Source organism: Blautia difficilis (assembly GCF_014297245.1).
In the GTDB taxonomy this organism is placed as follows: domain Bacteria; phylum Bacillota; class Clostridia; order Lachnospirales; family Lachnospiraceae; genus Blautia_A; species Blautia_A difficilis.
The window spans coordinates 208,450-221,722 of sequence record NZ_JACOQG010000002.1; the positions used below are offsets into that span (position 1 = coordinate 208,450).

The window sequence follows — 13,273 nt, forward strand, 5'->3', positions numbered from 1 at the left end:
ATCATGTGACCAGATTTCAGAAAGCGCTTGGAATATTGCTGAGTCTGTGCTTTTTTACAATTCTGACAATTGTGCCAGAGCCTGTTTTTACAGGAAAAAATGTGTACAGGCATCTGCCACTGTATCGTTTTCTGGAAAAGAAATCCCGGGAAATAGACCAGTATGGTGATCAGAAAACTTATGAGGCCATTGCCAGTGAAAATGGAAAATATCTGAGACAAAAGGCGAAGGAAGAGCAAACTTCAATTTCAGAGAAGGAAAAGAAGAAAAATTCCAAAAGCAAGAAGAAGCAGAAAACAAAGAAACAGAAAACCAAGAAGACTGAAAAAAAGGATACTTCCCGGGAGACTATTTCAACAGCAGTTCCTGATCCGGCAATTGATCTGTCTCCTGATCTGCTGGCTGACTATGATTATCTGCTGGGACAGTTTTATATTGTAGATTCCAATACAGAAACCAATCCTGCACAGTTGAATGCCCAAGATTTTCTGAAACAGGATTTTGAAATTTCAAAAGACACAGATGTACCTCAGATCCTAATCTATCACAGTCATTCACAGGAAACATTTGCAGATTCCAGAGAAGGGGAAGAAGCGGATACTATTGTAGGAGTGGGGGATTATTTGGTACAGATTCTTACAGAAAATTATGGATATCAGGTTGTCCATCTCAAAGAACAGTTCGATATGGCAGGAGGGGAACTGGACCGCAGTGCTGCCTATGATTATGCCCGGGATTATCTGGAACCCTACCTTCAGGAAAATCCGGACATCCAGGTAATCATAGACCTCCATCGGGATGGTGTTCCCGAGGACCGCCATCTTGTAACAGAGATCAATGGAAAACCTACAGCTCAGATCCTTTTTTATAATGGACTGAGCTACACTACAGCTAAAGGTTCACTGGAATATCTTCCAAATCCATACATACAGCAAAACCTGGCATTTTCTTTCCAGCTGGAATACCAGGCAGCCCAATATTATCCTGAATTTTACAGGGGAATCTACCTTGCAGGCTATCGTTATAACCTTCATTTACGCCCCCGTTCCATCCTTCTGGAAGCCGGTGCACAGACCAATACTGTCCAGGAAGTAAAAAACGCCATGGAACCATTTGCTTACATCCTCAATAAAGTCTTGCAGGGATAAGAAGTAGATGACAAACCCTTCCCCCATATGCTATAATACAAAATTAGCAAAACCAACAACTACAGTAGATTAAGAAAGAACTTAGGAGGGAATTCCTGAATGATAGATCAGAGCAAAATCAGAAATTTCTGTATTATTGCACATATAGACCATGGCAAATCCACTCTTGCCGACCGAATCATCGAAATGACCGGAACTTTGACTGAACGTGAAATGCAGTCACAGGTACTGGACAACATGGAACTTGAAAGAGAGCGCGGGATCACTATCAAATCCCAGGCAGTGCGTATTGTATACAAAGCTAAAGATGGGGAAGAATATATCTTTAATCTCATTGATACCCCTGGACATGTGGATTTTAACTATGAGGTATCCCGAAGCCTTGCAGCCTGTGACGGTGCGATTCTGGTAGTAGATGCAGCACAGGGAATCGAAGCCCAGACACTGGCAAATGTATATCTTGCACTTGACCATGATCTGGATGTTCTTCCTGTTATCAACAAGATCGATCTGCCAAGTGCAGAGCCGGACCGTGTAGTAAATGAGATTGAAGATGTCATAGGTCTTGAAGCTCATGACGCTCCGAGAATCTCTGCCAAAACAGGACTTAATATAGAAGAAGTGCTTGAACAGATCGTGACAAAGATCCCGGCACCTCACGGTGATGTAGATGCACCACTGAAGGCACTGATCTTTGACTCAATCTACGATGCATACAAAGGCGTTATCGTATTCTGCCGTGTTATGGATGGACGTGTGAAAAGAGGCACCCAGATCCATATGATGGCAACAGGCTTTACCACAGAGGTTGTAGAAGTAGGATACTTTGGTGCAGGTCAGTTTATTCCATGCGAGGAACTGACAGCAGGTATGGTAGGCTACATTACTGCCAGCATTAAAAACCTTGGTGATACTCGCGTAGGTGATACAGTTACAGATAAGGACAGACCATGTGCAGAAGCACTTCCGGGCTATAAAAAAGTAAATCCTATGGTATACTGCGGATTATATCCTGCAGACGGTGCTAAATATGGAGATTTAAGAGATGCACTTGAGAAACTTCAGCTTAACGATGCTTCTCTTTTCTATGAGCCGGAGACTTCTGTAGCTCTTGGATTTGGTTTCCGCTGTGGTTTCCTGGGACTTCTTCATCTGGAAATTATTCAGGAACGTCTGGAAAGAGAATATAACCTTGACCTTGTAACTACAGCACCTGGTGTTATCTACAAGGTACACAAAACCAATGGTGAAGTTATCAATCTGACGAATCCAAGCAATCTGCCTGATCCGTCAGAGATCGAATATATGGAAGAGCCTATGGTAAATGCTGAGATCATGGTAACAACAGAATTTATCGGTGCCATCATGGATCTCTGTCAGGAACGAAGAGGACAGTATCTGGGAATGGATTATATGGAAGAAACACGTGCTCTTCTGAAATATAAACTTCCATTAAATGAGATCATCTACGATTTCTTTGATGCTCTGAAATCCCGTTCCAGAGGTTATGCTTCCCTGGACTATGAACTCTGTGGATATGAGAGAAGTGAACTTGTGAAGCTGGATATTCTGGTAAATAAAGAAGAGGTGGATGCCCTTTCTTTTATCGTACATGCAGATACTGCCTATGAGAGAGGCCGTAAGATGTGCGAGAAACTGAAGGATGAGATTCCGCGTCAGCTCTTTGAAATTCCCATCCAGGCTGCAGTCGGAAGCAAGATCATTGCAAGAGAGACGGTACGCGCTATGCGTAAGGACGTTCTTGCCAAGTGTTACGGTGGTGATATTTCCCGTAAGAAGAAACTTCTGGAGAAACAGAAGGAAGGTAAGAAGCGTATGCGCCAGGTAGGTAATGTGGAAATCCCGCAGAAAGCCTTTATGAGTGTACTGAAGCTGGATGATAAATAAAAACCGCACAGAAGAATAGAGGGTGTTTGGCATGATAAAAATAAATAGAAGGGCAGTGGTCATTTTACTGACAGGTTTATCCTGTGTTATCATAGCTGGCTGTGGAAAAAAGAAGGAATTGGATGCGGCTTCTTCCAAGGTGCTGCCTATTACTGTGGCGGCGCCTTCTAATACACCTACTCCTTCTGTGGAACAGGTGGACTCTGCAGCGGTTACTACAAACGGAAACCTGACAATGGTGAATGAATATCTGGCAGGGGAAAATGAAGAATAGGAAAGAAAATTCTCCCATGGAAATTTATATCCACATTCCGTTCTGTATCAGAAAATGTGATTACTGTGATTTCCTTTCAGGGCCTTCGGGACCAAAAGAGCAGGCTGATTATGTACAGGCTCTTTTGAGGGAAATACAGGCAGCAGAGGAAGGTGAAGGAAGGAGTGTATCCTCCATATTTATTGGAGGAGGCACTCCTTCTGTGCTGGATGAGAGACTTCTGGGAGACATACTGAGAGAAATCAGAAACAGATTTAAAATGAAAGAAGACGCAGAGATTACCATAGAGGTAAATCCGGGAACAGCAAATATTGGAAAGCTTCAGGCATACAGAGAAATGGGAATCAACCGATTGAGTATAGGACTGCAGTCCCCTGAGGACAGGGAGTTGAAAATTCTGGGAAGGATTCATAATTACGGGCAGTTTTTGGAAACCTATCAAGAGGCAAGGACAGTTGGATTTGACAATATTAACATTGATTTAATGAGTGCGATCCCGGATCAGACCTATGAGGGATGGGTGAAAAATCTGCGCACAGTTGCAGAATTGGAACCGGAACATATTTCTGCATATAGTCTGATCGTGGAAGAGGGGACACCTTTTGCTGCGCGGAAGCTTAATCTGCCTGATGAAGACACAGAATACAATATGTATGAGGCAACTGCGCAGATCCTGAAGGAATATGGGTTTGAACAGTATGAGATTTCCAATTATGCCAGAAAAGGCAGGGAATGCAGACATAACGTAGGCTACTGGACCAGACAGGATTACCTGGGATTTGGTCTGGGAGCTTCTTCTCTTTATGGAAAAGAACGCTTTGCCAATACGGCAGATATGAAAAAATATCTGGAAAACAGCAGAAATCCGGAAAAAATAAGGGAAAAAGAGCCCTCTCTCACAAGAGAAGATGAGATGGCAGAATTTATGTTTCTTGGGCTTCGCATGACGAAGGGAATTTCAAAGGCTGATTTTCAGAGGTGTTTTGGCTGTACAATAGAGTCAGTGTATGGAGAGGTTCTGGAGAAGTATGAGTCCATGGAATTGCTGTTGGAGAAAGATGGCAGGATTTTCCTGAGCAGGGAAGGAATCCATGTAAGTAATTCGATTATGGCAGAATTTTTGCTGTAAACAGCTTGACGAACAAATGTTCCTATATTATACTGGGAACAGAATTCGGAAATGAAGTGGTGAATGAAATACTATAAGAAACAGGAGGCAGAAATGGCTGCGGATACAACGAAGAAACAATTTATCAGAATCAGAGGCGCCAATGTAAACAATCTTAAGAATTTAAGTGTGGATATTCCTAGAGACCAGTTTGTGGTGCTTACCGGACTGAGCGGTTCCGGCAAGTCATCACTGGCTTTTGATACCATTTACGCAGAGGGACAGAGACGATATATGGAATCTCTTTCTTCTTATGCGAGACAGTTCCTGGGACAGATGGAGAAGCCGGATGTGGAGAGTATCGAGGGCTTGCCCCCTGCCATTTCCATTGATCAGAAATCGACGAACCGCAATCCACGTTCCACAGTAGGGACTGTGACGGAGATTTATGACTATTTCAGACTTCTGTATGCCAGAGTGGGAATTCCCCATTGTCCCAAATGCGGAAGAGAGATTAAGAAGCAGACAGTAGACCAGATGGTGGACAGCATTATGTCTTTTCCTGAGAGAACAAAGATCCAACTGCTGGCTCCTGTTGTGAGAGGACGTAAGGGAACCCATGCCAAGCTTCTGGAGCAGGCCAAGCGAAGCGGTTACGTCCGTGTGCAGATTGATGGAAATATGTACGAATTATCTGAGGAGATCAGTCTGGATAAGAATATCAAACATAATATAGAGATCGTTGTAGACCGTCTGATCGTAAAGCCGGGGATCGAGAAGAGACTGTCCGATTCCATTGAGACTGTACTGGAGCTGGCAGAAGGGCTTTTGATGGTAGATACCATGGATGGGAATATCCATAATTTCAGCCAGAGTTTCTCCTGTCCGGACTGCGAAGTGAGTATTGATGAGATCGAGCCCAGAAGTTTTTCCTTCAATAATCCTTTTGGTGCCTGCCCGGATTGTCTGGGACTGGGATATAAGATGGAATTTGACATTGATCTGATGATTCCGGATAAATCATTGAGTATCCTTGAGGGTGCCATTGTGGTGACAGGATGGCAGTCATGCACAAGCGAGGGCAGTTTTTCCAGAGCAATCCTGGATGCACTTGCCAGGGAATATGATTTCAGTCTGGCAACCCCATTTGAGAATTATCCGGAGAAGATCAAGGATATCCTGATTAATGGAACCAATGGGCATTCAGTTAAGGTTTATTATAAAGGCCAGCGCGGAGAGGGTGTTTATGATGTAGCATTCCCGGGACTGATCCGAAATGTGGAGCAGAGATACCGGGAGACAGGCTCAGATACCATGAAGCAGGAGTATGAGTCTTTTATGCGAATCACTCCCTGTAAAACCTGTAAAGGACAGAGACTGAAGAAAGAATCCCTAGCTGTAACAGTGGCAGATAAGAATATCTATGAGATTACCAATCTTTCTATAGAGAAGCTGAAGGCTTTCCTGGCAGATATGCAGTTATCGGAACAGCAGCTGTTGATCGGTAAGCAGATACTGAAGGAGATCAGAGCGAGAGTCAGCTTTCTGTCTGATGTAGGTCTGGATTATTTGTCCCTGGGCCGTGCTACAGGTACTCTTTCCGGCGGGGAAGCACAAAGAATACGTCTGGCTACACAGATCGGCTCCGGTCTGGTAGGTGTTGCTTATATTCTGGATGAGCCCAGTATCGGACTTCATCAGAGAGACAATGACAGACTTCTTAGTTCCCTGATGAAGCTTCGTGATCTGGGAAACAGCCTGATCGTTGTAGAACATGATGAGGATACCATGCGTGCTGCAGACTGTATTGTGGACATCGGGCCGGGAGCAGGAGAGCATGGTGGACAGCTGGTTGCCATGGGAACTGCCGAAGATTTGATGAAGAATGAAAATTCTATTACAGGAGCTTATTTAAGTGGGAAATTAAAGATTCCGGTACCGGCAGAAAGACGTAAACCCACCGGGTTCCTTACGATCAAAGGGGCAGCAGAGAATAATCTTAAGAATATTGATGTGAAAGTTCCGCTGGGGATTATGACCTGCATTACCGGAGTTTCCGGATCAGGTAAGAGTTCTCTGATCAATGAGATTCTGTATAAGCGTCTGGCCAGAGATCTGAACCGGGCCAGAGTGATTCCCGGTAAACATAAGAATATTCTGGGAGTAGATCAGCTTGACAAGGTGATCAATATTGATCAGTCACCCATCGGGCGTACACCCAGATCCAATCCTGCAACTTATACCGGGGTGTTTGATCAGATCAGGGATCTTTTTGCGGCCACAGCAGATGCCAAGGCGAGAGGTTACAAGAAAGGACGTTTCAGCTTTAATGTGAAAGGCGGAAGATGTGAAGCCTGCAGTGGTGACGGTATTATTAAGATCGAGATGCATTTTCTTCCGGATGTATATGTGCCCTGTGAGGTCTGCAAGGGAAAACGCTATAACAGAGAAACTCTGGAAGTAAAATATAAGGACAAGAGTATTTACGATGTACTGAATATGACTGTGGAGGAGGCACTGACCTTTTTTGAAAATGTTCCTTCGATTAAAAGAAAGATCCAGACCCTTTATGATGTGGGACTTTCTTATATCCGTCTGGGACAGCCTTCTACAGAACTTTCCGGAGGAGAAGCCCAGAGGATCAAGCTTGCCACAGAATTGAGTAAGAGAAGTACAGGTAAAACCATCTATATTCTGGATGAGCCCACAACAGGCCTTCATTTTGCTGATGTGCATAAACTTGTGGAGATTCTGAAACGATTATCAGAGGGCGGCAATACGGTAGTAGTCATCGAACATAATCTGGATGTGATCAAGACAGCCGATTATATTATTGATATTGGTCCGGAAGGGGGCGACAAGGGAGGTACGGTAGTTGCCTGTGGAACACCGGAGGAAGTAGCACAGTCACCGGTTTCTTATACCGGAAAATATGTGAAAAAATACCTGGAATAATATCTGAAATAATATCTGAAATAATATTGCAGGGCTTTCTTTTTCAATAAAAGTTGTATATAATGAATACGCAAACAGCAGAGCGGATGATTTTATCCGCTTGATCAAAACAGAAAGAAAGGGGATTCCTATGCCTGCAAGTGATATTGGAATTGACCTGGGGACCAGGAACAGTCTGGCTTATTCTACAACAAGAGGTCTGGTGCTTAATGAGCCTTCCGTTGTAGTTTATGATAAAAATACAGAGAAGATCAGAGCAATCGGGGAAGAAGCACGCAGTGCGGAGGCACACATTACTTCTGATATGGAGATTATCCGCCCTATCCGACAGGGCGTGATCGTAGATTATAATGTTATGGAAAAAATGCTGAAATATTTTATTTCCAAAGCAATGGGAAGGCGTGCTTTCCGTAAGCCCAGGATCAGTATTTGTGTTCCAAGCGGAATTACAGAGATTGAGAGAAAGGCAGTAGAGGAAGCTACTTATCAGGCGGGAGCCAGAAATGTTTATATGGTAGAGGAGCCTATTGCGGCAGCCATCGGAGCAGGACTGGATGTGACCAAGCCTTTTGGAAATCTGGTAGTAGATATTGGAGCCGGAACTACAGATGTTGCAGTGATTTCCATGGGAGGAGTAGTTGTTTCTGCTTCTATCAAGGTGGCCGGAGATATTTTTAACCAGGCGATCATGAATTATGCCAGAAAAAGTCATGGCCTTTTTATAGGAGAAGATATGGCAGAGAAGATTAAAATACAGATCGGAACTGCCTGTGAGGAACCAGACCCCAGAACTATGGAGGTAAAGGGACGTAATGTAAACACAGGACTTCCCAAGGTTGTTACACTTACCTCAGAGGAAATCCGTGTGGCCCTTAAGGATGCTACAGGACAAATCGTGGAAGCAGTTCATGGGGTCCTTGAGAAGACTCCTCCGGAACTGGCAGCAGATATTGTGGACAGGGGAATTGTCCTTACCGGAGGTGGGGCATTACTTCATGGAATGGATACACTGATCGAGCAGAGAACCGGTGTGAGCACGCTGACAGTGCAGAATGCAATGGGTGTAGTTGCAGTAGGTACAGGAAAATATGCAGAAGTCGTGGCCAGGCTCGACGGATAAATGAAAGAGGGTTGCCGGAGTAAGCATTTTTGGATATTATTATGCTTATATGGCAGCCTTTTTGCTTTAGGGGTAGGTTATGGCTTCAATGGCAAACAGTAATTTGCCTCTGTTATCATAGATTGGACGGATCAGGGAAAGGAAGAAAATAAATGAGTGAAACTGTTACGGGATATATAGATCACATCATTTTCAGAAATGAAGAAAATGGTTATACAGTTATGGTGGTGAAAAATTCAGAAAATGAGGAAGAACTAACCTGTGTGGGAAGCTTCCCGGCTATCTCGCAGGGGACAACCATCCAGGCATCCGGGATTTATACCCACCATCCTGTATATGGAAAACAGTTTCAGATTTCATCTTTTGTAGAGAAGATTCCAGAGGATACATATGCTATGGAACGATATCTGGGCTCCGGAGCGATCAAAGGTATTGGTGCAGCACTGGCTGCCAGGATTGTGCGCAGGTTTGGCGAAGATACCATTCGGATCGTGGAAGAGGAACCTGAGCGACTGGCTGAAGTGAAGGGGATCAGCGAAAAGAAGGCCAGAGAAATTGCGGCTCAGGTAACAGAAAAAACAGAAATGCGCAAGGCTATGATTTTTTTGCAGAAGTATGGGATTTCTCTGAATCTGGGAGCTAAAATATATCAGAAGTACAAGGATTCCCTTTATACAGTACTGCAGGAAAATCCCTACAGACTGGCTGAGGACATTTCGGGGGTAGGATTTAAGATCGCAGATGAGATTGCAGCCAGAATAGGAATCCATGCAGATTCAGATTACAGAATCCGCAGTGGAATGTTGTATACTTTGCTGCAGGCTTCGGGAGAAGGGCATACGTACCTTCCCAAGGAACAGCTTTTTGCCAGATGTGCAAAGCTTCTGGGAGTGGATGAATCTTATATGGAGAAGCATCTAATGGATATGCTTCTGGACAGAAAGCTGGTAATGCAGGAAAAGAAGGGCGAAAAAATCATTTATCCCAGCCAGTATTATTATCTGGAGCTGAATACTGCCAGAATGCTCTGTGAGTTGAATATTTGTTGCCCTGAGGATGAGAATATTGTAGAAAAGAGGATTGCAGCCATTGAAAAGGAAACCGGTACAGTGCTGGATGAGATGCAGAAAAAAGCAGTGACAGAAGCAGCTGGCCATGGACTTTTCATACTGACCGGAGGACCGGGTACAGGAAAAACAACTACGATCAATGCAATCATCCGGTTTTTTGAGGGAGAGGGCGCTGAGCTTCGGCTGGCTGCACCTACAGGCAGGGCAGCCAAACGAATGACAGAGGCTACCGGATATGAAGCACAGACCATCCACAGACTTCTGGAGCTGAATGGGATGCCGGAGGATGACAGAAGCGTCGGGGCTGTACATTTTGAGAGAAATGCACAGAATCCTCTGGAGGCAGATGTGATCATTATTGATGAGATGTCCATGGTGGATATTCATCTGATGCATTCTCTGCTTCTGGCAATTACAGCGGGAACCAGACTGATTCTGGTAGGGGACGAAAACCAGCTCCCCAGTGTGGGACCGGGAAATGTGCTGAGAGATATTATCCACAGCGGCTGCTTTCCGGTAATAGAGCTGACCAAGATCTTCCGTCAGGCTTCTGAAAGTGACATTGTAGTAAATGCCCATAAGATTAACCGCGGAGAACCGGTAGAAATTCATAATAAAAGCCGGGATTTCTTTTTTCTGAAGAGATATGATGCGGATATGATCATCCGTGTGGTGATCGCGCTGATCCAGGATAAGTTGCCCAGATATGTAAATGCCAGACCTTTTGAAATCCAGGTACTGACACCCATGCGAAAAGGTCTTCTGGGAGTGGAACGGCTAAACCAGATGTTCCAGAGATATCTGAATCCTCAGGATGGTTCCAAAAAGGAAAAAACACTGGGAGATCGCCTGTTCCGTCAGGGGGATAAGGTAATGCAGATTAAGAATGATTATCAGATGGAATGGGAGGTCAGAGGAAGATATGGGATCCCGGTAGAAAAGGGAATTGGAGTTTTTAACGGTGATACCGGAATTTTACGTGAGATTAATGAATTTGCCGAAACTGCGGAGGTTGAGTTTGAAGATGGACGTTTTGCTACCTATTCTTTTAAGCAGCTGGAGGAACTGGAGCTGGCCTACGCGATTACCATACATAAATCCCAGGGTTCGGAATATCCGGCAGTAATCCTGCCTGTTTTGTCCGGTCCCCAGATGCTTTTAAACAGAAACCTTTTGTATACTGCTGTGACCAGGGCCAGGAAATGTGTAACTGTGGTAGGCAGTGAGGAAACCTTTGCGGAGATGATCCGCAATGAAAAACAGCAAAAACGTTACAGTGCCCTGGATGAGCGGATCCGGGAGCTGAATGAGTCAATAAAGAAAGGCGAAGGGTGAATTCACTGCTGAGAAATATCCTGAATGTTTTTTACCCCAGATGTTGTCCGGTGTGTCAGAAAATACTAAAGGATCAGAACAGACTGATCTGTCCGGAATGTGAAAAAAAACTGAAACCTATCGGTCAGCCCAGATGCTATTTGTGCGGGAAGCCTGTGGAAAAAGGGGAATACTGTGCAGATTGTCTCAGGCATCCTCATATTTTTGATCAGGGCAGAGGTATCTTTGTATATGATGACAGGATGCGAAAATCTGTTCTCAGATATAAATACAGCGGATGCAGGGAATACGGAGAGTTTTATGCCAGGGCAATGTATCTTTATGGCAGCAGGGATGTGAGAGACTGGAATCCGGATCTGATCGTACCTGTGCCTGTACATCGTACAAAGCTTCGGATGCGGGGATTTAATCAGGCTGCATTTCTGGCAGAAAAACTGGGCGATTACACAGGAATTCCTGTCAGGCAGGAGCTGGTTCTCAAAATTCGGAAGACAAAATCTCAGAAAAAGCTGACTGCTGTGCAGAGAAGAAAAAATCTGGAGGAAGCTTTTTTGGTTAATGGAGAGGTGAATGGAAAGAGGATTCTGGTGGTGGATGATGTTTATACTACCGGCAGTACTGTAGATGCCATGGCGTCCTGTCTGAAGAAAAAAGGTGCATCGGCAGTTTATTTTCTCACTGTGTGTATTGGCAGGATATAAATTGGATTTAAGGCTTTCATTAACAGATGATGTATGATACAATTAATCTGTATGATTACAAGTTCACGTGCGTTTAAGGAGTTATTTATGTTAAATGAAGAAAAGATAAAAATCATGAATAAGCTTGCAATGTATGAACAAGGAGAGGGAAAAAAATACCTTCCGGTGAGCAAATATTACAGAAGTGATTACATTGGTCTGGCTCTGATCAAGAATTTTTTCCTTGTGACCATAGGATATGGCCTGGCACTGGCCGGAGTTGCGGCATATTTCGGAGAATACCTGATGGAGAATATTCATAAAATGAATCTGGTAAAGCTGGGAACAGAGATTGTTGTGGGGTATGTTGCTGTGTTGATCGTTTTTTCACTGCTCACATACATACAGTATTCTGTGAAATATCACCGTGCAAAAAAAAGTGTGAAAAAATATTACAGTGAACTGATACAGTTGAACAGGATATATGGACGTGAAGAGAAAAAATCCTCGGCCAGAGGAATTCCAGGAGGATATAGAAAATGACAGCATTACTTGAATTAAAACAGAAGATTAAGAATTTATATGGACAGCATGAAATTTATATCCTGCCGGTGCTTCGTTGTATTCTGGCATTTTTATATTTTACATGGATCAATGTAAATATGGGATATATGAGCCAGCTCAATAATATATTTATTGTTCTCATCTTGGCCCTGATCTGTTCGATTTTACCTTCCGGAGTTATGATTTTTGCAGGTTTTGCCCTGATGATCGCTCACGGTTATGCCCTGGGGATAGAGGTAGCAGGTTTTCTGCTGGTACTGATCTTGTTTATGCTGATTCTTTTTCTTCGATTCAGCGCAGGCACAAATCTGGTACTGGTATTTACCCCTCTTTCTTTCGGATTCAGTATACCGGCTCTTCTTCCTATTGGAAGTGGTTTGTTAAGCAGTGCAGTTTCTGCGCTTCCGGCAGGCTGTGGAGTAATTGTTTATTATTTTATTCGTTTTCTGAAGGTGCAGCATAAGCTTCTGGAGAATCCGGATGTTCTTATGACAGATAAGCTGAAGCTTCTGGCAGACGGAGTAGTACAGAACTGGGGAATGTGGATCACAGTGGTGGCTTTTGTGGCGGTGATCCTCCTTGTGAATCTGATCCGTACCCGTTCTTTTGATTATGCATGGAGAATTTCCATTGTAATGGGCGGCGTGGTTTATGTGCTCATAATTCTGGCCGGTGGTTTCTATTTTGGACTGAATATTAATATTGTACAGACTATTATTTATACAGTAGTATCTGTAGTTGTAGGATTACTTCTGGAATTTCTGGTATTTGGTGGAGATTACAGCCGGACCGAGAGACTGGAATATGAGGATGATGAGTATTATTACTATGTGAAAGCTGTTCCCAAGGCAGCGGTAGCTACTTCTGAGCGGAGTATCAAGAAGATAAATGCGGAACCTGTAAAAGAGGATACAGCAGTGGAGGATCAGGTGGTTTCCTATGCAAATCCTATTTTCCACGGTGAAAATACTGCATCACAGCAGGCTGCAGATGCAGTGCCTGTGGTCAGGCAGAATGAGGTGGATCCTTCAGATTTTGAGAAAAAACTGGAAGAATCTTTAAAAGATTTATAAAATTCGAATTACAGATTTAAAATAACTGGGGGCGCTCT

Annotated in this window: 10 protein-coding genes; all 10 read left to right on the forward strand. The window is 43.8% G+C overall.

Going from position 1 to position 13,273, the window contains the following annotated elements; translation table 11 throughout:
• Positions 1-5 precede the first annotated feature (5 nt).
• The 10 genes from H8Z82_RS02600 (at position 6) to H8Z82_RS02645 (ending at position 13,235) form a co-directional block, all read left to right on the forward strand.
• Positions 6-1,148 carry a stage II sporulation protein P gene (locus H8Z82_RS02600; protein WP_186994136.1) on the forward strand — a complete coding sequence of 381 codons (1,143 nt, stop codon included), beginning with the start codon at positions 6-8 and terminating at the stop codon, positions 1,146-1,148.
• A gap of 99 nt (positions 1,149-1,247) precedes the next feature.
• Positions 1,248-3,056 (forward strand): translation elongation factor 4, encoded by a 1,809-nt coding sequence (gene lepA / locus H8Z82_RS02605; RefSeq protein ID WP_019160718.1) that lies wholly within the window; start codon positions 1,248-1,250, stop codon positions 3,054-3,056.
• A 31-nt stretch (positions 3,057-3,087) separates the two neighbouring features.
• Positions 3,088-3,330: a hypothetical protein gene (locus tag H8Z82_RS02610; protein ID WP_019160719.1), complete on the forward strand. Its 243-nt coding sequence runs from the start codon at positions 3,088-3,090 to the stop codon at positions 3,328-3,330.
• Complete coding sequence (gene hemW / locus H8Z82_RS02615; protein WP_019160720.1) at positions 3,320-4,459, forward strand: radical SAM family heme chaperone HemW; 1,140 nt, start codon at positions 3,320-3,322, stop codon at positions 4,457-4,459. Before H8Z82_RS02610 ends, hemW begins: the two co-directional genes overlap by 11 nt.
• Positions 4,460-4,552: 93 nt before the next feature.
• Positions 4,553-7,393: an excinuclease ABC subunit UvrA gene (gene uvrA, locus H8Z82_RS02620; protein ID WP_186994190.1), complete on the forward strand. Its 2,841-nt coding sequence runs from the start codon at positions 4,553-4,555 to the stop codon at positions 7,391-7,393.
• A gap of 130 nt (positions 7,394-7,523) precedes the next feature.
• Complete coding sequence (gene mreB, locus H8Z82_RS02625; RefSeq protein ID WP_019160722.1) at positions 7,524-8,513, forward strand: rod shape-determining protein; 990 nt, start codon at positions 7,524-7,526, stop codon at positions 8,511-8,513.
• A 152-nt stretch (positions 8,514-8,665) separates the two neighbouring features.
• Complete coding sequence (gene recD2, locus H8Z82_RS02630; protein ID WP_186994137.1) at positions 8,666-10,918, forward strand: SF1B family DNA helicase RecD2; 2,253 nt, start codon at positions 8,666-8,668, stop codon at positions 10,916-10,918.
• Positions 10,915-11,619, forward strand: a complete 705-nt coding sequence (locus tag H8Z82_RS02635; protein WP_019160724.1) for a ComF family protein — start codon at positions 10,915-10,917, stop codon at positions 11,617-11,619. Before recD2 ends, H8Z82_RS02635 begins: the two co-directional genes overlap by 4 nt.
• An 87-nt stretch (positions 11,620-11,706) precedes the next feature.
• Entirely contained in the window at positions 11,707-12,141 is a 435-nt protein-coding gene (locus tag H8Z82_RS02640; RefSeq protein WP_019160725.1) for a hypothetical protein, read from the forward strand.
• Positions 12,138-13,235 carry a hypothetical protein gene (locus H8Z82_RS02645; protein ID WP_186994138.1) on the forward strand — a complete coding sequence of 366 codons (1,098 nt, stop codon included), beginning with the start codon at positions 12,138-12,140 and terminating at the stop codon, positions 13,233-13,235. The genes H8Z82_RS02640 and H8Z82_RS02645 overlap by 4 nt, the downstream gene beginning before the upstream one ends.
• Positions 13,236-13,273: the final 38 nt, after the last annotated feature.